Genomic DNA, 19609 nt, shown 5'->3' with positions numbered 1-19609 from the left:
TAGTGGGACGCACGGGGAGGGGTGAGGGGCGGGCGGCTGCCCTGCGGAACAGACGGCCCTCCGTGACAGCCCCATGATCCGGGGCCCTGCACCGGCCTTGGAGAAGTCGGAGGATCCGGCGGCCCCGGCGTCGTACAGTCGGGACCATGGCAGCAGACGCGACGGATGAGGGCCCGGTACGGGTCGACGCATGGATCTGGTCCGTACGGCTCACCAAGACCCGGTCCCAGGCCGCCACGGCCTGCCGGGCGGGCCACGTCCGGGTGAACGGCGACCGGGTCAAGCCCGCGCATGCCCTCCGCCCCGGCGACCAGGTGCGGGTCTTCCACGCGGGCCGCGAGCGGATCGTCGTCGTCTCCAGGCTGGTCCGCAAGCGGGTCGGCGCGCCGGTCGCGGTCCAGTGCTACGAGGACAAGAGCCCCCCGCCCCCGCCGCGCGAGTTCACCGCCCCCGTCGCCGTCCGCGACCGCGGCACGGGCCGCCCGACGAAGCGCGACCGCCGCGAGCTGGAGCGCCTCCAGGGCCTCGGCGGCCCGCGCGGCCCCGAGGCCCCGAGCGGGCGGGGCCGCTGAGCCCTGCGCGGTGTCGCCCGCCTCCGGTTCGCCCGGCGTCAGCGGCGGGTGGGGGAGGCGATCGCGCGGGCCGCCGTCACCTCGTGGCGGAGAGGGGCCAGGATGCCCTTCTCGTCGCCCTCCAGATCGGCGCGGACCGTGACGAGCACATCGCTTGAGCGCAGCCCTTCGGCGAGTTCGCGGAGCTGCCGGGCGATGGCGGCGACCTCGGCGGGGGACGGGGGCGGGGCGCCGTGGGCGACCCGGACGCGGGCGGCCGTGGTGGCGTCCATGATGCGTTCGACGGCGATGACGAGCGGCTGCCAGGCGGCTGCCCGTGTGCCCGTCGGCGGGGGTTCGGTCAGGGCGCGCTGGAACTCGGTGCGCACGGCGGACAGATCGCGGTAGATGCGGCGGCGGGCGCGGACCCGTTCGGCGTGCGCCGCCGGGGTCTCGGCGTGCGCCGCCGGCGCTTCGGCGGCTTCGTGCGGGAAGGCGCGTGCCACGTACTCCGAGATGTCCTGGACCGCGTCCGCGAGCCGGTCGCCGATGCGGGCGTGCCAGCTCTCCGGCCACAGCAGATAGCCCGCGATCAGTGCGATCGCGCAGCCGATGAGGCTGTCGGTCAGCCGGGGCAGGATCAGATCGAATCCCTGGTGGTTGATGAGGTCGGAGAGCACCAGGATCACCGGGGTGATGGCGGCGGTCTGGAAGGCGTACCCCTTCGCCGTGAACGCCGGGATGAGCGCGGCGAGCGCCATCGTCACCGGCACGTCCCACCAGCCGCGCGGGACCTCCGCCAGGACGGGGATGGCGATCAGCAGCCCGCCCGCGGTGCCCAGCGCGCGCAGCACGGCGCGGGAGAAGACCGAGCCGAAGTCGGGCTTCAGCACAAAGGTGATGGTGAGCGCCACCCAGTACGAGCGTTCCACCGGCACCAGCGTCACCAGCGTCTGCGCGAGGCCGATGCAGAGCGCGAGGCGCAGGCCGTACCGCCAGGAGGCCCTGGAGAGCAGGACGCTGCGGGCGGCGCGGCGGACGCGGATGCGGAGGGCCGCGGGGCGGCCGAGCCGGTCGTCGACGTTGTACGGGTCCGGGTCGGGCTTGTGGACCGTCGTCCAGGCGTGGCGCAGCGCGGAGTCGACGGCGCGGTCGGCCGGGCCCTCCGGTTCGGGCAGGGGAGGCGGCTCGTCGGCGGCGCCGGGCGCGGGGCCGGTGCAAGATCCCGGCTCGTTGCGGGGCGCGGGGCCGGTGCGGGGCGCGGGCCCCGTGCGGGAGGCGGCGACCGCGTCCGCCAGATCCCGCACCGCGTCCGCGATCTCGGGCCGCCGCGAGGCCCGCCCGTACAGATGCGCCGCCGCGGCCGCCTCGACCAGCGGGATCAGCGCGTTCAGCTGCGCGAGCAGCCGGACCATCGGGCCGCGCCGCTCCTGGGCGCGGGCGCGCCGGGCGAGGATCAGGTCGTACGAGGCGTTCAGGGCCTGGGTGACGGCCTGGCGGCGGTCCGGGTACGCGTCCGTGCCGGCCGCGGCCAGCAGCTCCGCGACGCTGCGGTAGGCGTCGGCGACCGAGGCCCGTTCGGGCTCCCGGCCGCGCCACGGCCAGCCGAGCAGCGTCAGCGCCAGGACGAACAACCCTCCGGCGCTGAGCAGCAGCGGCGCCTTCCACCAGGGCTCGGGCAGCGGGAGGCCGGATCCGACCACCGTGTTCAGCAGAAGCAGCAGCCCGGATACGGAGGCCACCGCGCCGATGGAGGAGATCATCCCGGAGACCAGCGCGACGAGCGTCAGCACGACGACGGCCGCCCACCCCTCCCCGTACACCAGCGTGCCGAGCGTGACGCCCACCGCGCCGAAGAGCTGCGGCACCGCGATATTGAAGACGCGCATGCGGTAGGCGTCGGCGGTGTCGCCGATGACGCCGGAGAGCGCGCCGATGGAGGCCAGCGCTCCGTACGCGGGCCGGTCGACGGCGAAGCCGGCCGCCAGCGGCGCGGACAGCGCGACTCCGGCGCGGGCCACGGCGGCCCAGGGGACGGGCGCGCGCTGCGGGCGCAGCGCCTCCATCAGCCAGTCGGGAGGTGTCATCAGCCCGGTCGTGCGTTCGCGTTCGCGCATGGTCAACAAAAGACCCCGAAGGGTGCGATCGACGCAAGTCACTCGGTCCGCATGTGGAGATCGAGGGTGACGAGCAGTGAGCGGTGGTCGGTGTCCGCGAGGTCGAGGAAGCGGGCGTCGCGTACCGCGAAGTCTTCGCTGACCAGCACATGGTCGATCTGGGCCCCGAGCGGGCGGCGGACCGCGGCCGGCCACGACGGGGTGCGGGCCGCGCCCGCCAGCGTCGCGCTGTCGCGCAGCTCGCCGGCTTCGAGGAGGCGGCGGAAGGCGGCGTGGTCCTGGGTGGCGTTGAAGTCCCCGGCGATGAGGGTCGGACGGCCGCTGTCCCGGGCGTCGGCGGCGTATGAGGTGAGCCGGCCGAGCTCGCGCCGCCAGTCGTCTACGGCGTCGGGGATGGGCGGCAGCGGATGGGCGAGCTGGAGGTTCACCGGCAGCTCGCCGACGGTGGCCGTCGCGCCCGGCATGGCGAGGACGGAGTCCACTCCGGGCGCGGGCTTCAGCGGATGCCTGCTGAGGATCGCCGACCCCTCCGCGGGGTCGCCCTCGACGATGTTCCGGTACGGGTAGTCGGCGGTGGAGACGCGCGACTGAAGGGCCTTGGCGCACGTCAGGCTGCACTCCTGGACGAAGACCAGATCCGGCCGCTCGCGGCGGAGCACCGTCAGCAGCCCCTCGGTCGCGCCGCCGAACTCCAGATTGGAGGTGAGCACCGTGAGCCGGGCGGCGACGGGGCCGGGCGGGTCTTCGGTCAGCCCGGTGTCGTACGGCCTGACATGCCAGCCGAGGAGCGCGAGCACCGCGGCCGCCCACAGGGCGACGGTGCGCCGCCGTCCCAGGAGGGCGAGCGGCAGGGCGACGCCCGCCGGGGCGAGCATCCAGGGGAGGAAGGCGAGGAGCTGGGGCAGGGGGGTGACGGCGTCGACGTCCGCGACGCGGCAGGCGGCGACGGCGGTTGGGACGAGGAGGAGCGCGCCGGCCGAGAAGGCGGCGAGTCGGCGCGGGCCGCCGCCGCGGTGCGGGGCGGTGTCGTCGTCGGCGGCCTCCGGGGCCGCCGGGGTGATGGTGCCGCTCTTCACGCCGCCGTCCTCCGCGCTGTGTCGTCCGCGTGCTCGCCTTATGAAGACGTCAGTCTGCGCGCCCGCGTTGCTCGGTCTGTCCGGGCTGTTCGGGCTGCTCGGTCTGTTCGGGCTGTTCGTGCTGTTCGGGCTGCTCGGGAGGCGCGTGTTTGCGCAGCCCCTCGATCAGCGTCTCCACCCCGAACGCGAACTCCGCCTCATGGTCGATCACCGCGAGCGCCGGCGCGACTCTGGCGACCGCGGGGAAGCCCGACCCGGCCAGATAGTCCGTGCGGGCGCGCGCCGCCGCGTCGCCCTCTCCCGGCGGCGACGCGGACGAGGAGCAGAACTCCCGCAGCAGACACCCCACCTGGTACGCGGTGAACATCCGCAGCGCGCTGACCGCCGTCTCCTCTTCGAAGCCGTGGTCGAGGAGGACGGCGAGGGAGCAGTCGATCGGTGCGAGCGCGGTGGGGGAGGTGAGCTGGCGGGTGAGGACGAGCTGGCAGGCGCGCGGATGGCGCAGGGAGGTCAGCCGGAAGGCGTGGGCGATCGTCCGGATGCGGTCCTCCCAGCCGCCCTCCAGCGGCTTCGGCAGCCGCATCTCGCGGGTGACGAACTCCGCCACCCCGTCGATGAGATCGGCCTTGCCGCCCACATGGTTGTAGAGCGACATCGCCTGTACGCCCAGGGTGGCGGCGAGCCGCCGCATGGAGAGGGCGTCCACCCCGTCGGCGTCGATGATGCGGAGCGCGGCGGCGATGATCCGTTCACGCGACAGCGGCATGGCCGTCGCCTCGCGGCGGGACGGAGGTGCGGCGGACACAGGCGGCTCCCGACTCCTTGACGGCCTACAGCGTAAGTGCTTCCCTACCCCCTGTTACCTCGCACTTACGCTGTAAGTCTCCGGAGGTTCGACATGTCCGTGCCCGCGGTCCACCACCTCGACTGCGCGCCGATGAGCCCTCTGGTCGGCGTGGACCGGCTGGCCGGCCACTGCCTGCTGGTGGCCACGGGCAGCGGCCTCGTCCTGATCGACACCGGCCTCGGAGCCGCGGATGTGCTGGAGCCGCACCGCCTCGGGGCCCTGTTCCGCACGCTCGCGCGGCCCACGCTCGACCTCTCCCGCACCGCGGCGCACCAGATACGGGCGCTCGGCTACGACCCCTACGACGTACGGGACATCGTCCTGACGCATCTGGACCTCGACCACACGGGCGGCCTCGCCGACTTCCCCCACGCGCGGGTCCATGTGACGGCCGACGAGTACCGGGCGGCGATGCGCCGCGAGAGCCGCCTCGACGCCGACCGCTATGTGCCCGCTCACTGGGCGCACGGCCCCCACTGGGTCATCCACGACACGGCCGACTCCACCTGGCACGGCTTCGCCGCCTCCCCCGTCCAGCGCTCCCCGGACATCCTGATGATCCCGCTGCCCGGCCACACCCGGGGCCACTGCGCGGTGGCCGTGCAGCGGCCGGACCGCTGGCTGCTGCACGCGGGAGACGCGTACTTCTTCCACGGCGAGATCGACCTGCGCCGCCCCCGCTGCCCCCGTGCCCTCTCCCTCTACCAGCGCTTCGTCGCCGACAACCACGGTCAGCGCCTGACCGCCCTCAGCCGCCTCCGCGAACTCCGCCGCGCCGACCCGCGGCTGATCCACGTCTTCTCCTCCCACGACGCCACGGAGTTCGCCCGGTTCACCGCGGAAAAGCCCGGCCGCGTGCGCTGACCGCCGCTCGCGGGGCTCGCGTACGAGTTGCCCGCCGCCGTGTGCGGGTGTGCCCTGGGAGAAGGACATGGGGTGGACGTGAGCGAAGGAGTTCCGCCATGGCCGCACACGCAGCGGCGCCCACGCGCCGGCAGCACGGGCATCTCGGGTGGGCGCTGCCCCTCGTGCTGGGCATCTCATACGGGGCCTACGCGGCCTTCATCGCCCGCGACGGCGGCCCCGGCTCGGTCGGGCAGGCCGTTCTCGCGGTGGTCTCCGGCGCCGTGCTGGCCGTGCTGGCCTATCTGCTGGGCCGCTTCCAGGCGAGCCTGCCGCGCGAACTGCGCGCCCTGGCATACGGCGCACTGTCGGCGGCGGCGATCGGCTTCCTGGTCAGCCTGACGGGGTCGAGCGTGCTCAGGTCGGCGGGGCTCGGGGTCGCGGTGGGGGCGGGGGTGACGGTCGTGGCCTTCTATCTCTTCTACACGCACGAGTAGCCGCAAGCAGCCGCCAGATTCGATCTGGCGGCCGCGCGTCGTCGTCTCGCGCCTTACGGGTGAGGCACGGGAGGGAGGCGACGACCCATGCGGGACCCGGATGAGGACCCGGACGAGAACGCAGTCGGCAGCGTGGACGGCAGCGCGGGCGGCAGTGCGGGCGACCGGACGGGCGACGGCGCACCGCCGTTGCGCGTCGCGGTGATCATCGGCAGTACGCGCGAGGGGCGCGTCGGCGGGAGCGTCGGGCGCTGGTTCATGGAGCGGGCCGCCGGGCGGGGCGGGCTGGAGCTGACCGTCCTCGATCTGGTCGACTATGACTTCCCCGCCCGCTATCCGGACCGGGCGACCGGCCAGGTCCGCCGGTTCACCGAGCAGATCGGCCGGGCGGACGCCTTTGTGGTCGTGACGCCCGAGTACAACCGCTCCTTCCCCGCCTCCCTCAAGCAGGCCATCGACTTCGCCTACGACGAATGGCAGACCAAACCCGTCGCCTTCGTGAGCTACGGCCACGGGTCGAGCGGCCTGTACGCGGTCGAGGCGCTGCGCTCCGTTTTCACCGAGCTGCACACCGTCACCCTGCGCAATGGCGTCCATCTGAATCTCCTCGACGACGCAGCCCCGGCGGAAGGCGGCGACCGCGCCGTGGGGCGCATGCTCGACCAGCTCGACTGGTGGGGCCTGGCCCTGCGGGAGGCCCGCGCCGCCCGCCCGTACGTCTCCTGACGCACGGCCGCACGTACGTCTCCTGAACACCACGACTGAACACCGCGACCCATAAGGATCACCGGCAACCATGAGCACAGAACCGGCAATCGAGACAGACGGCCTGGTGAAGGCCTTCGGCGGCAAACGCGCCGTGGACGGCGTCGATCTGACCGTCGCCGCGGGCGCCGTCTACGGACTCCTCGGCCCCAACGGCGCGGGCAAGACCACCACCGTGCGCATGCTGGCCACGCTGCTGCGCCCGGACGGGGGCCGCGCCCGCGTCTTCGGCAAGGATGTCGTCAAGGACGCCGACGCCGTACGCAGCCGGGTCAGCCTCACCGGCCAGTACGCCTCCGTCGACGAGGACCTCACCGGTCTGGAGAACCTGATCCTGCTCGGCAGGCTGCTGGGCCACTCCAAGCCGGCCGCACGCGAGCGGGCCGGGCAGCTGCTGGAGGCCTTCGGGCTGGCCGAGGCGGCCGACAAGCAGGTCAAGAACTACTCGGGCGGCATGCGCCGCCGTATCGACATCGCCGCGTCCATCCTCAACACCCCGGACCTGCTCTTCCTGGACGAGCCCACCACCGGCCTCGACCCGCGCAGCCGCAACCAGGTGTGGGACATCGTGCGGGCGGTCGTCGCCCAGGGCACGACGGTGCTGCTGACCACGCAGTATCTGGACGAGGCCGACCAGCTGGCCTCCCGGATCGCCGTCATCGACCACGGCAAGGTCATCGCCGAGGGCACCAAGGGCGAGCTGAAGGCGTCGGTCGGCTCCGGGGCCGTCCATCTGCGGCTGCGCGACGCGGCGCAGCGCCCGGACGCCGAGCGGGTGCTTGCCGCGGCGCTCGGCGCGGAGGTGCTCCTCGACGCCGACCCGGTCGCCCTGACCGCCCGCGTCAACGGCAGCGGCACCCAGCAGGGCGCGGCCGAGCAGGCCGCGCGCGCCCTGGCCGAACTGGCCCGCACCGGCATCACCGTGGACAACTTCGCGCTGGGCCAGCCCAGCCTGGACGAGGTCTTCCTCGCCCTCACCGACAAGAAGGGGACGGCGGCATGAGCACCGCGACAACGGCCAAGGACACCGACGACCTCACCCTGGAGGCCCCCAGGACGGAGGACCTCGCCGCGCTTCTGATCGCCAAGCAGCGCCCGCCGCGCCCCACCGCCCTGTCCGCCTCGCTCACCTTCGGCTGGCGCGCCATGCTCAAGATCAAGCATGTGCCCGAGCAGCTCTTCGATGTGACGGCCTTTCCGATCATGATGGTGCTGATGTACACGTACCTCTTCGGAGGCGCGCTGGCCGGCTCGGTGGACGCGTATGTGCAGTTCCTGCTGCCCGGCATCCTCACCATGAGCGTCGTCATGATCACCATGTACACGGGCGTCGCGGTCAACACCGATATCACCAAGGGCGTCTTCGACCGCTTCCGCACCCTCCCCATATGGCGGCCCGCCCCGATGGTCGGCTACCTCCTCGGCGACGTCATGCGCTATCTCCTCGCCTCCGCGGTCATGCTCGCCGTCGGCCTGCTCCTCGGCTACCGCCCCGGCGGCGGCTTCGTCGGCGTGCTGCTCGGCGTGGTCCTGCTGGTGGTCTTCGCGTTCGCCTTCTCCTGGATCTGGACCATGTTCGGCCTGCTGCTGCGCACGGAGAAGTCGGTCATGGGCGTCAGCATGATGGTGATCTTCCCGCTGACCTTTCTGAGCAATGTCTTCGTCGACCCGAGGACGATGCCCGGCTGGCTCCAGGCATTCGTCAACAACAGCCCGGTCACCCATGTCGCCACGGCGGTCCGGGAACTGATGGCCGGCCACTGGCCCGCGGCGGACATCGCCTGGTCGCTGGGCTGGGCGGGTGCGCTGGTCGTGGTGTTCGGCTCGGTGACGATGCGGCTGTACAACCGCAAGTGAGGTGAGGTGAGGTGATGTTGGCGTGAGGGGCGGGGGCTGTCGGTTCACAGCCGCCAGTCGACCGGTCGCCGCGGGCGGTAGGAGCAGCGGGAGCCCGTGGTGACCGACTCCCTCAAGTGGGCGGTCAGGGCCGGATGGAGCGGGGCGAGGCGGCGGAGGGTGTCGCGGATGCGGGCCGTGACCGCTTTGCGGGCGCGTTCCGACGTCTCGCCCAGGCGACGGGTGCGGCCGCCGAGGCCCGCGGCCGTCCGCAACTCCTCCAGCAGGGCGGACCGTTCGCGGTCGAACTCGGCGGCGCGGGCCTCGTCGCCCCGCTCGACGGCGCGGTCGATCTCCTCGTCCAGAAGGGACAGCCGCCGGCGGTAGCGGGCCTTGGCCTCGTCGTCGAGGACGGGGTCGCCGCCGAAGCGGTGGGCTGCCGCGACGGCTTCGCCGCCCGCCGGGTCGAGCAGCTCGGCGGCGGGCACGTCCCGGCCGGGGCTGGAGAGCAGGGTGTGCAGATCCCGCAGGCCCTTGGCGTCGGGCACATGGACCGACTGCCCGGCGAAGGTCAGCGCCCACACCGAGCCGTCGCGGCGGAATTCCTCGGCAGGGGGCGGGGGTTGGGGAGGCCCTGCCTCGGCCCCCGCCGGGGCCGCCTTCGCGGTGGCGCCCTTTGCCGGGGCCTCGTTGGCGGGGAGGCCGTCCGCGGGGATCCCGCCTGCGGGAACCGTCTTCGCCGGGGCCGCCTTCGCGGTGGCGCCCTTTGCCGGGGCCTCGTTGGCGGGGAGGCCGTCCGCGGGGATCCCGCCTGCGGGAACCGTCTTCGCCGGGGCCGCTTTCGCGGTGGCGCCCTTTGCCGGGGCCTCGTTGGCCGGGAGGCCGCCTGCGGGAACCGCGTCCGCGGGGGCCGCCTTCACCGGGGCCTCGTCCGCGGGGGTCTCGTCCGCCCGGGCCAGGGCCGCACGCGCGCGCAGCGACCAGGGGCGGGCCCGCAGGCGGTCCGCCGATTCGGCCGCGGCGGTCAGATGGGCGGCGGACTCCTCGCGGCGGCCCGCCGCCGCGGACAGCAGACCCAGCCAGAGGTCGACCGGGCCGCTGATGTCGCAGCCGTACAACGCGACGAGCCACTGGCCCGCGTACGGCATCAGCGCGTCCCGCGCCTCCGCGATGCGCTGCGGGTCGCCCGAGGCCATCGCGGCCTGTGCGCGCAGACGCAGCAGCAGCGGGGCGAAGACCCTCGGCAGCGGCTCGGGACGGGCCTGCAGCTCATCCGCGATACGCACGGCCAGCTCGCCCTCCCCGCGCTCCGCCGCCGTGATGCCCTCCAGCAGCCGGGGGAACGGATACCCGATGTCGTCGAGGCGGCCCACCACGGCTTCCGCCTCCTCCAGCCGCCCCCGGAGCAGGGCGAGCGCCCACTCCATATGGGCGGTGATGTAGGCGAAGGCCGTGTGCCCGTGCCCCATGCCGAGGACCTGCGCAAGCAGCCGCTCGGCTTCGTCGAACGCGCCGTGAAGGGCGTGGATGAGGGACTGGTCCACGGTCAGCGCCAGCTCGAAGAGGCGCAGCCGCGACTTCCCCGCGAGGGCGACGAAGGTGCGCAGCTGCTCCAGATAGCGCGGGTCGCCCTGTTCCAGCAGGGTGACCCAGCGCATCGAGGTGGCGTGCAGCTCCATGCTGCGGTTGTCGGTGCGGCGCGCGACCTCCGCCATCTCGTCGGTGAGGGTGAGCCGCTCCGCCGAGGTGCCGAGCCCCCAGATCGTGTCGTGCCGCGCCCACAGCGAGAACGCCAGCGCGTCGTCGTCCTCCCCGCTGCGCGCCAGCGCCGTGGCGCGCACCGCCAGCTCCTGGGCGATCCGCTCGTCCGACAGTGCCGCCGGGTCCTCCCGGGCGCCGCCGATGAGCGCGCGGTGCGCCTCTCGCAGCAGCTCGCGCGTCTGGGGCCGCTTGCCCGGCACGTCAGCGTGCTGATGCAGGGTGATCGCGACCCGTGCCAGCAGCTCCGGATCACCGCGCAGCCGGGCGATTGCCTCGGCCCGGTCGAAGGCGAGCCAGGCCGCGCTGTCGTCCCCGCTGTGGCGCAGCTGGCCGCCCAGGTCCAGACAGATCAGCGCGGCCTTGCGGGAGTCCGGCTCCGCCGCCTCCAGGGCGCGCCGGTAGTGGCCCACCGCCTCCTCCCCGGCCAGCCTGCTGGAGGCGTCGCCGGCAGCGGCGAGCAGCAGCTCCACCCGGCGCTCGCGGGCCAGCTCGTCCCCCGCCAGGTAGGCGTGCCGGGCCAGATCGGAGGGGATGGCCTGTTCACTCAGGGGCTGCCCGCCGAGGGGCTGCTCGCTCAGAGGCTGCCCGCTCAGGGGCTGCTCGCTCAGGGGCTGCCTGCTGGGGGAGGGCGTACCGTCCAGCGCCCGTATGACGCCGGCGTGCCGGGCGCGCGCCTCGTCCTCCGTGAGCGACTCGTACAGCGTCTCCCGCACGAGATCGTGGACGAAGGCGAACCGGCCGCCCGCGCCCGCGGTGACCAGCCGGGCGGCCGCCGCACGCGCCAGCAGCCGGTCCACATGCGGCACCGGCAGGCCCGCCACCGCCGCCAGCACCCGGCGGTGGAACTCCCGGCCCAGCACCGCGGCCGTCACCAGCAGCTCGCCCACGGGCTCCGGGAGCAGCGCGAGCCGCCGCCGGACGGCTTCCCGCACCCCCGGCGCGACGGCGGTGACCGGCGCGCCGCTGTGCCAGATGCGGGCGGTCTGCTCCACGAAGAAGGGATTGCCCCCGGTGCGCCGGTGCACTTCGTCGACGAGGGCGGGCTCGGGCTCGACCCCTGCCGTCAGCTCGATCAGCGCGCCCACCTCGTCCCGCTGCAGCCCGGTCAGCGTGACGGTGGCGGCGGCCCGCGCGGCCAGCGGCAGGATGAGCTGCTGGAGCGGGTGGTCGGGGGCCTCGACCTCCGCGTCGCGATACGTGCCGACCAGCAGCAGCCGCTCGAACCAGGCGTGCTGCGCGGCGAACTCCAGCAGCCTGAGCGAGGCCGGGTCGGCCCAGTGCAGATCGTCCAGCACGACGACGAGGGGCCGCCGCTGGGAGACCGTGACCAGGGCCGTGGTCACCGCGTCGTACAGCGGAAAGCCCTCCCCGCCGGCGTCCGCCTCCCCGGCGGCCTCGCCGAGCAGCACCGCCAGCCGTCCGCCGGCCGCCCGCTCCGCCTCCGCCCATGCGTCGCCGCCCGCGCCGCGCCTGAGCCCGCGCACCACCTGCACCCACGGCCAGTAGCCTGGCGCGCTCTGCGAATCCCAGCAGGAGCCGCCCAGCACCAGCGCACCGCGCCGCCGCGCCTCGTCCGCCGCGTCCATGACCAGGGTCGTCTTGCCGATGCCGGCCTCGCCGGTGACCAGCACCAGACCCCCGTGGCTGCCCGTCGCCCGGCCGATCTCCGCCCGGAGGACGCCTGCGGGGTGGTCGCGCCCGATCAGTGCAGGGGTCATGCCGAAAACCATAGGAGCAGGCACTGACAACGACACATGGTTAACGCGGTCCAGGCGAAGTGCCCAGGTCAGGCGGCGGGGATCGCGCCCCGCACCACGACCACCGGGCACGGCGCGTGCTGGGTGACATGCAGTCCTACGGACCCGAGCAGCGCCGACGTGAACAGGCTGTACCCGCGGTCGCCGACGACCAGCAGCGACGCGCCCTCGGCCCGCTCCAGCAGGATCTGCGCGGGGCTGCCGACGGTGACCGTGCGGGTGACGGCGGCTGCCTCCTCCTTGGTGAGCGTGCCCTCAAGGGACTCGTCCAGGATCTTGGCGGCCAGCTTCTCGGGGTCGAAGTCCTCGGGCATGCTCGGCACCATCGAGGCCCAGCCCGCCGCCGGGTACTCCCAGCTGATCACGGCCTCCACCGTGTCACCGGTCAGGCCGGACTGCCGTACGGCCCAGCGCAAGGCCTTGAGCGATGGCTCGGAGCCGTCCACGCCGACCACGATCCTGCCGTTTTCCTTCTTCGCTGCTGCCCTTGCTGCTGCCTTCGCTGCTGCGCGCGGAGCCATGGCGGCCACCTCCGTGTGTGACGTATGTGTCGCACACTGCAAGCCTACGCAAAAGTGAACAGACCGGTCGCCTGGTCGTCCGGTCGGGTCTCTTCACCGTGTCGTGGGGTCTCGTACCCTTTTCCGGACGGCACGGACAGCTACGGCACGGACAGCTGAGGAGCGGCGGTGGGCGACGAACGCGAGAGCGAGAGCTGGAAAGAGCGCGGTGTCGCGCTGCGCGTCTTCGTCTATGTCTTCGCCACCCACCTCTTCGCCGGTTTCGTGTACCTGCTGTTCTACGTCGGCGGGCAGGGGAAGTAGCCGGGCGGGGAGCGGGGGCGGCGGTCAGTCCTGTTTGCCGAGCGCTCCGCCGAACAGCTGGTGGAACGCTTCCGCGGAGTCCGCGCCCGACCGCCCGAACGGCGCGTCGAAGTCCCAGACCAGGAACAGCAGAAACGCGATCAGCGCACTGAACAGGCCCGCGAGCAGCAGCTCACGCGGTGAGCGCTGGATCTGCAGGGTGAAGATCAGCCCCACGGTGACCAGCGCGCCGGTGATCAGCCCGAACCACACCACCCCGGGCAGCGTCTCGCCCGCGTTCGACTCGCGTGCGTTGCGCGCGTCGCTGGCGACCGCCACCTGGTCCACCAGCGGCTGGTAGGCGTGCGCCTCCAGCTCATTGGCCGGGACCCGCTCGGCGATGCCCGCGCGCACGGCGTCGAGCAGCTCGTCGCCGTGGCCGCTCAGCTCGTTGTGGTCGATCATCCGGGGCCACTCCTGGTGGACCACATGGGAGACATACGCGTTGATGTTCTTGTGCAGTTCGTCCTGCACCTCGGGAGGGTAGACCTTGGCGCGCTGGGTGATCTCATGCAGCGCCTGCGCCTCGCGCCGTACGTCGTCCTGGGCGGCGCTGCGTGCCTCCCACACGCCCGCGATGGCAAGGCCCAGCACGATCGCATAGACGACGCCGACCATCATCGTCATGTATTCGAGGACGTCAGGCGTCTCCGAGGGGTCGACCGTCCCCTCGGTCCTGTTCAGCCTGCGCTGCCTGAGGACGACGATGACCAGGACGACGGCGCAGGCGGCGGCCATCGCGGCCGCCAGGACCAGCCATTCGGACATGAAGGCTCTCCGAGTCTTCCGAGTGCGGGTGAAGCGGGGTGAGGGGCGAGGGTGAGGGGCGGCGGGTGCGTCAGGACGAGCGGGCGCCGCGGCCGCCCGCGGTGCTGCGTGAACGCGGGCGCAGCAGGGCGGCGGCCAGGACGGCCGGGGTGGTGGTCACCATCGTCAGGACGACGAGCGAGGTCCCGGTGTCCGGCGCGGCGCGGGCGCCGCTGTAGCCCCGTACCGCGAAGTCCTGGGAAGGCTCGGGCGGTTCGGGCGGTTCTGGAGGGTCCGGGGGTGGCGAGGGCGCGCGTACGGTGGGCCGCGGCGCGGCCGGTTCGGGCTCCGGCTCTGGCTCCGGGGCGGCGGGCGCCGGAGCCGGCGGGGGCTCGGGCGGCGGCGTGGGCCGTTCAGGCTCAGGCGCAGGCGGATCTGGCTCTGGTTCTGGTTCCGGTTCCGGGGCGGAAGGTTCCGGCTCCGGATCGGGCGGCTCCGGTTCCGGATCGGGGGCCGGGTCCGGCGTTGGCTCCGGCTCCGGCTCCGGCGACGGACACGGCGGGGGAGGCGGCGGCGGGCAGTTGGTCACTTGGACGACGACCGACACCTCGGGCCCGCCGCCCGGCGTCCCCACCTCGACTGCCGCCCCCTGTGGGCCAAGAAGCACTGCGATCCCCAGTGCGCCCAACTGCTCCCAACCAGCCACAACTGCACGCTAAGGGGCGTCCCACCTGCACTGATGCCGACTTTGCGCCGTGTGGGTGACCTGAACAATTTTCTGATTGTCACTCCAACGGGCGAGTCAGCACATAAACCGTGCGGATCACCACAGCGGCCGAAAGCACCAGCAGGTGATAGCCGATCAGCGCGTACAGACCGAGGGCATCGGTCACCTGCGGCCCGCCCTGTGTGCCCAGCAGCTGGACGCCCGCCACCCCGAAGAAGATGCCGAGGAACGTCAGCAGCACCCGGCTGAGCAGCTCCCCCGCCACGCGCCGGTCCCGCGGATCGGCCAGCAGCCGTACGCCCACGCCGAGCCGGCCCTCTTCCAGCGCGCTGCCGATCCGGTCGAGCCGTCGCGGCAGCCGCCGCAACACCGGCAGCACGGCGAGGAGTTCGTCGCGGACGGTGTCCCGGGCGGTCTGCGTGCCGAGCCGCCGGGTCAGCTGCCCGGCCGCGTACGCCCGCGACGCGGCCAGCATGTTGAAGCCGGACGCGACCCGCTCCAGCGTGCCCTCCAGGGTGCCGAGCGCCCGGAACACGGCGGCGACCTCCGGCGGCACTGCCAGGCGGAAGTCCGTGACCAGCCGGAACAGATCCGTGAACATCGCGGTGTCCGGCGTCGACCCGTGTCCGAGATGCCGGGCGCTGAACTGGCCGAGCGCCCGCTGCAGCCGCTGCTCGTCCACGTCCTCCGGCCGGTCGGTGACCTCCAGCAGCGCATCGCGCAGCGCGGCCGGGTCGCCCCGGTCCACGGCGAGGAAGAGCCCGGCCATCGCCTCGCGCAGCCCCGCGTCGATCCGGCCCACGGAGCCGAAGTCCAGCAGGGCCGGGGTGCCGTCGGGGCGCAGCAGGATGTTGCCGGGGTGCGGGTCGGCGTGGAAGACGCCGTCGTGCACGATCTGGTTGAGCAGGGCGGTGAACAGCGTGTCGGCGAGTTCCTTGCCGTGCTCGGGGCCGTCCGTCTCCGCCTGGCCGAGCGGCACCCCGTCGATCCGGCTCATCACCAGGACGCGCTCGCTGCTGAGGCGTTCGTACAGCTCCGGCAGGGTGACGCTGCGGTCGCCGCGCGCCGCGGCCGCCTGCCGTACGGCCGTCATATTGCGTGCCTCGACGCGGAAGTCGAGCTCTTCGCGCAGGGCGACGGCGAAGCCCTGGGCGAGTTCGGGCAGCCCCAGGGCGCGGCCCCAGTCGGTGCGGGCCTGGAGGGTGGCGGCGAGCCGGTTCACGATGTCGAGGTCGCGTTCGACGGCGTCACGGATGCCGGGGCGCTGCACTTTGACGATGACGCGTGCGCCGTCGTGCAGCACGGCGGCGTGCACCTGGGCGATGGAGGCGGCGGCGAGCGGCATCCGGTCGAAGGCGGCGAAGACCTCCTCGGGCGGCGCCCCCAGCGAGGCGAGCAGCGCCTGCTCCACCTCGGGCCAGGGTGCGGGCTCCACCCGGTCCTGGAGGCGGCTGAGCTCCTCGACGTACACGGCGGGCAGCAGATCGCGCCGGGTGGACATCAGCTGGCCCAGCTTGACGAAGGTGGCGCCGCCCGCCTGGAGGGCCTGGCGCAGCTCCTGGGCGAGCAGCTCATGCCGGATCTCGTACGGCCGGCCGCGGCCGCTCAGATACGGGCCGAGGCCGTGCCGCCCGGCGATCCGCACGATCCGGGAGTAGCGGCGTACGCGCGCGACGCGCCCGCGCAGCCGCCCGGCCCAGGACAGCGGGCGCAGTCCGCCGGGCGGGGCGGCGAGGTCGAGCACGACCAGCGTCACCATGGCGGCGAGCAGCCCCACGCCCGCCATCAGCGTGAACAGCTCGACACGGGCGCCCTGCTTCTCGAACTGCGGGGCGATCAGGGACCCGGAGACGGAGATCCCGGCGAATCCGGCGACCAGCGTGCGCAGCGGACCGGCCTCGATGCCGAGCAGTCTGCGGCCGAGCAGGGCGGGCAGCACCATCACCGTGAACGCGCCTGCCACGGCTCCCAGGATCCACATATCCCATCCGCCCCCTTCCGCCGCCTGGCGACACCCGGCTGATCATCTCGCAGCGCGCTCAAGGCGTGGCGGAGCCGATCTTTTGCACCTTGTTGCAAAATCGGCGGCGCACGGCTACAAAGGCTGCTGACGCCCCCTGACCGAGGCCGAGGAGTGCCGCCGTGAGCCACCCGTATCCGCATCTGCTGAGCCCGCTCGACCTGGGGTTCACCACGCTGCCCAACCGTGTGCTCATGGGGTCGATGCACATCGGCCTGGAGGAGGCCGAGCGAGGCTTCGAGCGGATGGCCGCCTTCTACGCCGCCCGCGCCCGCGGCGGCGCCGGGCTGATCGTCACCGGCGGCATCGCACCCAACGACCGGGGCCGCCCGTACGAGGGCGGGGCCCGGCTCACCACCGAGGCGGAGGCCGCCGAGCACCGTGTCGTCACCGACGCCGTGCACGCCGCGGGCGGCCGCATCGCGATGCAGATCCTGCACTTCGGCCGGTACGCCTACCACGCCGATCTGGTCGCCCCCAGCGCCCTGCAGGCCCCCATCAGCCCCTTCGTCCCGCACGCCCTGACCGACGCCGAGGTCGAGGAGACCGTCGAGGACTTCGTACGGGCCGCGGCGCTCGCCCGGTCCGCCGGATACGACGGCGTCGAGATCATGGGCTCCGAGGGCTATCTGATCAATGAGTTCATCGCCTCCGCCACCAACCAGCGCACCGACCGCTGGGGCGGGGCGTACGAGAACCGCATCCGCTTCCCCGTCGAGATCGTCCGGCGCACACGCGAGCGGGTCGGCCCCGACTTCATCCTGATCTACCGGCTCTCCATGCTGGACCTGGTGCCCGGCGGATCCACCCTCGACGAGGTCGTCACGCTCGCCAAGGAGATCGAGGCGGCCGGCGCCACGATCATCAACACCGGGATCGGCTGGCACGAGGCCCGCATCCCCACCATCGCCACCTCCGTGCCGCGCGGCGCGTACAGCTGGGTGACGCAGAAGCTGATGGGCACGGTGTCCGTACCGCTGATCACCAGCAACCGCATCAACACCCCCGAGGTCGCGGAACAGCTCCTCGCCGAGGGCCGCGCCGACATGGTGTCCCTGGCCCGGCCCTTCCTCGCCGACCCCGACTTCGTCGCCAAGGCGCGGGCCGGGCGCGCCGACGCCATCAACACCTGCATCGGCTGCAACCAGGCCTGCCTGGACCACACCTTCAGCGGCAAGCTGACCTCCTGCCTGGTCAACCCGCGCGCCTGCCATGAGACCGAGCTGGTGCTCTCCCCGACCCGGCTGCGCAAGCGCGTCGCCGTCGTCGGGGCCGGGCCCGCGGGGCTCGCCTGCGCCGTGTCCGCCGCCGAACGCGGCCATGAGGTCGTGCTCCACGAGGCCGCGGACGAGATCGGCGGCCAGCTCAACATCGCCAAGCGGATTCCGGGCAAGGAGGAGTTTGAGGAGACGCTGCGCTACTTCCGCGTCCGGCTGGCCGAGCTGGGCGTCGAGGTGCGCCTCGGCACCCGGGTCACGGCCGCGGACCTGACCTCCGCCGCCCCCGCCTCCGCCGCCCCCGTCTCCTCCGCCCCCGCCTCCTCCGCCCCCTACGACGAGATCGTGCTGGCCACCGGCGTCACCCCGCGGACCCCCGGCATCGACGGCGTCGACCACCCCAGCGTGCTGAGCTATCTGGACGTGCTGCGCGACGGCGCGGCCGTCGGCGGGCGCGTCGCGGTGATCGGAGCGGGCGGCATCGGCTTCGACGTCGCCGAATTCCTCACCGACGGCGGCGAGGGCCTCAGCCAGGACCCGGCGGCCTACTTTCGCCAGTGGGGCGTCGACATGGACTACGAGGGCCCCGGCGGGCTGACCGCCCCCCAGCGGCCCGCGCCCCCGCGCCAGGTCCACCTCCTCCAGCGCAAGACCAGCAAGGTCGGCGCCGGGCTCGGCAAGACGACCGGCTGGATCCACCGCACCGAGCTGAAGCACCGCGGGGTGACGATGACGGCGGGCGCGACGTACGAGCGGATCGACGACGAGGGCCTGCACCTCACCGTGGACGGCGAGCGGCGCGTCCTGCCCGTGGACACGGTCGTGCTGTGCACCGGCCAGGACCCGCAGCGCACGCTGTACGAGGAGCTGACCGCGGCGGGCCGCACCCCGCATCTGATCGGCGGCGCGGACGTGGCGGCGGAGCTGGACGCCAAGCGCGCCATCGACCAGGGCACCCGGCTGGCGGCCGCCCTCTGACCGCTCCGGCCGATTTCCCCCCTCCCTAGGATCGGGGCCATGTCCCTCCCGCACGCGATCCTCACGGCCCTGCTCGAAAAGCCCTCCTCGGGCCTGGAGCTGACCCGCCGCTTCGACAGGTCGATCGGCTACTTCTGGTCCGCCACCCACCAGCAGATCTACCGGGAGCTCGGCAAACTGGAGCAGGCCGGCCAGATCCGCGCGCTCCCCTCGGCACAGCCCGCGCGCGGCCAGAAGAAGGAGTACGAGGTCCTCCCGGCCGGCCGCGCCGAACTCGCCTCCTGGGTCGCCAGACCCGAGGATCCCAAGGCCGTCCGCGACCCGCTGCTGCTGCGGCTGCGGGCCGCGGCGGTCGTCGGCAGCGCCGGCATGCGCGAAGAACTCGCCCGCCATCTGGACCTCCACCGCCGCCAGCTGGAGCACTACCGCTCCATCGAGGACCGCGACTTCCCCCCGGAGCGCCGCACCGCGGAGACGGACCGGCTGCGCCATCTGGTCCTGCGCGGCGGAATCGAACTGGAGACCTTCTGGACCAAGTGGCTGACGGACGCCCTGACGGCCCTGGGCCCGGAGGACCGGGGGAACCCGTCACTCTGACCCCCCGTCACCGATTCGGCTGTTCCCGGCATGCGCCTCCTGACGCCCCGTGAGAACCTCCCAGCGTGATCGACACGCTCCTCGCCGCCTTCTCCGCCGCCGCCCTCGCCCTGCTGCTGCGCTCCGCTGTGGGCCTGGCCCGCCCCTCGGCCCCCGACCCCTCGTCGGAGGCCCACGCCCTCACTCTGGCCCTCTACGGGGCGCTGCTCGCCCTGCTGACCCTGGCGCTCTTCATCACCCTGCTGTGATGGCCCCCGGGGCCCCTGCTCAGCTTCTGCGGGCGCTCCCGGACGCACCTCGTCACCCCCCGCGTGCATGAAAGTCCGTGCGCCGTGCAGGCTTTGGCCGTGGCTTCACTTCCTCAGCAGACTTCTTTCCGTGCTTCGTCGTCGCAGGACCGGTACGGCGCG

At 73.2% G+C, this 19609-nt stretch carries 18 protein-coding genes; 11 read left to right on the top strand and 7 right to left on the bottom strand.

All coding sequences use genetic code 11. The features are described from left to right. Positions 1-146: 146 nt before the first annotated feature. The gene (locus tag OF819_RS02960) at positions 147-572 is read left to right on the top strand and encodes an RNA-binding S4 domain-containing protein (RefSeq protein WP_267241697.1); all 426 of its coding nucleotides are present in this window, start codon (positions 147-149) and stop codon (positions 570-572) included. Between the two features lie 38 nt (positions 573-610). Here the strand turns inward: OF819_RS02960 and OF819_RS02955 are convergent, their stop codons facing one another. Genes OF819_RS02955 through OF819_RS02945 form a run of 3 tightly spaced genes read right to left on the bottom strand, consistent with a single transcriptional unit; the run spans position 611 to position 4549 of the window. Further along, positions 611-2668 carry an FUSC family protein gene (locus OF819_RS02955; protein WP_267241696.1) on the bottom strand — a complete coding sequence of 686 codons (2058 nt, stop codon included), beginning with the start codon at positions 2666-2668 and terminating at the stop codon, positions 611-613. A gap of 38 nt (positions 2669-2706) precedes the next feature. Further along, a complete protein-coding gene (locus OF819_RS02950; RefSeq protein ID WP_267241695.1) occupies positions 2707-3744 on the bottom strand; it encodes an endonuclease/exonuclease/phosphatase family protein in 1038 nt (345 codons plus the stop codon). Between the two features lie 49 nt (positions 3745-3793). Continuing rightward, entirely contained in the window at positions 3794-4549 is a 756-nt protein-coding gene (locus OF819_RS02945) for a TetR/AcrR family transcriptional regulator C-terminal domain-containing protein (RefSeq protein ID WP_267241694.1), read from the bottom strand. A gap of 93 nt (positions 4550-4642) precedes the next feature. Between OF819_RS02945 and OF819_RS02940 the strand changes: the two genes are divergently transcribed. The 5 genes from OF819_RS02940 (at position 4643) to OF819_RS02920 (ending at position 8553) form a co-directional block, all read left to right on the top strand. Then, positions 4643-5455, top strand: coding sequence for an MBL fold metallo-hydrolase (locus tag OF819_RS02940; RefSeq protein ID WP_267241693.1), 813 nt, complete (start codon positions 4643-4645; stop codon positions 5453-5455). A gap of 98 nt (positions 5456-5553) precedes the next feature. Beyond that, the gene (locus tag OF819_RS02935; protein WP_267241692.1) at positions 5554-5931 is read left to right on the top strand and encodes a hypothetical protein; all 378 of its coding nucleotides are present in this window, start codon (positions 5554-5556) and stop codon (positions 5929-5931) included. 87 nt (positions 5932-6018) lie between these two features. Next, positions 6019-6657 (top strand): NADPH-dependent FMN reductase, encoded by a 639-nt coding sequence (locus OF819_RS02930; RefSeq protein WP_267241691.1) that lies wholly within the window; start codon positions 6019-6021, stop codon positions 6655-6657. 70 nt (positions 6658-6727) lie between these two features. Beyond that, complete coding sequence (locus tag OF819_RS02925; protein ID WP_267241690.1) at positions 6728-7699, top strand: ATP-binding cassette domain-containing protein; 972 nt, start codon at positions 6728-6730, stop codon at positions 7697-7699. Further along, complete coding sequence (locus tag OF819_RS02920; RefSeq protein WP_267241689.1) at positions 7696-8553, top strand: ABC transporter permease; 858 nt, start codon at positions 7696-7698, stop codon at positions 8551-8553. Before OF819_RS02925 ends, OF819_RS02920 begins: the two co-directional genes overlap by 4 nt. A 44-nt stretch (positions 8554-8597) precedes the next feature. On the opposite strand, the gene OF819_RS02915 is transcribed toward OF819_RS02920, so the two are convergent. Then, positions 8598-12011 (bottom strand): AAA family ATPase, encoded by a 3414-nt coding sequence (locus OF819_RS02915; RefSeq protein WP_267241688.1) that lies wholly within the window; start codon positions 12009-12011, stop codon positions 8598-8600. A 68-nt stretch (positions 12012-12079) separates the two neighbouring features. Then, positions 12080-12571 carry a universal stress protein gene (locus OF819_RS02910; protein ID WP_267241687.1) on the bottom strand — a complete coding sequence of 164 codons (492 nt, stop codon included), beginning with the start codon at positions 12569-12571 and terminating at the stop codon, positions 12080-12082. 168 nt (positions 12572-12739) lie between these two features. Here OF819_RS02910 and OF819_RS02905 point away from each other — a divergent pair, with 168 nt between their 5' ends. After that, positions 12740-12874: a DUF6126 family protein gene (locus OF819_RS02905; protein ID WP_267241686.1), complete on the top strand. Its 135-nt coding sequence runs from the start codon at positions 12740-12742 to the stop codon at positions 12872-12874. 24 nt (positions 12875-12898) lie between these two features. Here OF819_RS02905 and OF819_RS02900 read toward each other — a convergent pair whose 3' ends face one another. Further along, positions 12899-13681, bottom strand: a complete 783-nt coding sequence (locus tag OF819_RS02900; protein WP_267241685.1) for a DUF4239 domain-containing protein — start codon at positions 13679-13681, stop codon at positions 12899-12901. 65 nt (positions 13682-13746) lie between these two features. Here OF819_RS02900 and OF819_RS02895 point away from each other — a divergent pair, with 65 nt between their 5' ends. Next, the gene (locus OF819_RS02895) at positions 13747-13899 is read left to right on the top strand and encodes a hypothetical protein (RefSeq protein ID WP_267241684.1); all 153 of its coding nucleotides are present in this window, start codon (positions 13747-13749) and stop codon (positions 13897-13899) included. A gap of 546 nt (positions 13900-14445) precedes the next feature. On the opposite strand, the gene OF819_RS02890 is transcribed toward OF819_RS02895, so the two are convergent. Continuing rightward, positions 14446-16350, bottom strand: coding sequence for an ABC1 kinase family protein (locus OF819_RS02890; protein WP_267241683.1), 1905 nt, complete (start codon positions 16348-16350; stop codon positions 14446-14448). Positions 16351-16529: 179 nt separating this feature from the next. Here OF819_RS02890 and OF819_RS02885 point away from each other — a divergent pair, with 179 nt between their 5' ends. The 3 genes from OF819_RS02885 (at position 16530) to OF819_RS02875 (ending at position 19447) form a co-directional block, all read left to right on the top strand. Beyond that, positions 16530-18602: an NADPH-dependent 2,4-dienoyl-CoA reductase gene (locus OF819_RS02885; protein ID WP_267241682.1), complete on the top strand. Its 2073-nt coding sequence runs from the start codon at positions 16530-16532 to the stop codon at positions 18600-18602. A gap of 39 nt (positions 18603-18641) precedes the next feature. Then, a complete protein-coding gene (locus tag OF819_RS02880; protein ID WP_267241681.1) occupies positions 18642-19199 on the top strand; it encodes a PadR family transcriptional regulator in 558 nt (185 codons plus the stop codon). Positions 19200-19264: 65 nt separating this feature from the next. Continuing rightward, the gene (locus OF819_RS02875; protein WP_267241680.1) at positions 19265-19447 is read left to right on the top strand and encodes a hypothetical protein; all 183 of its coding nucleotides are present in this window, start codon (positions 19265-19267) and stop codon (positions 19445-19447) included. Positions 19448-19609 lie beyond the last annotated feature (162 nt).

The organism is Streptomyces sp. PR69, assembly GCF_026420845.1.
Lineage (GTDB): Bacteria > Actinomycetota > Actinomycetes > Streptomycetales > Streptomycetaceae > Streptomyces.
The sequence above is the reverse complement of the archived record's forward strand: the minus strand, read 5'-3'. Positions and strand labels throughout refer to the sequence as shown.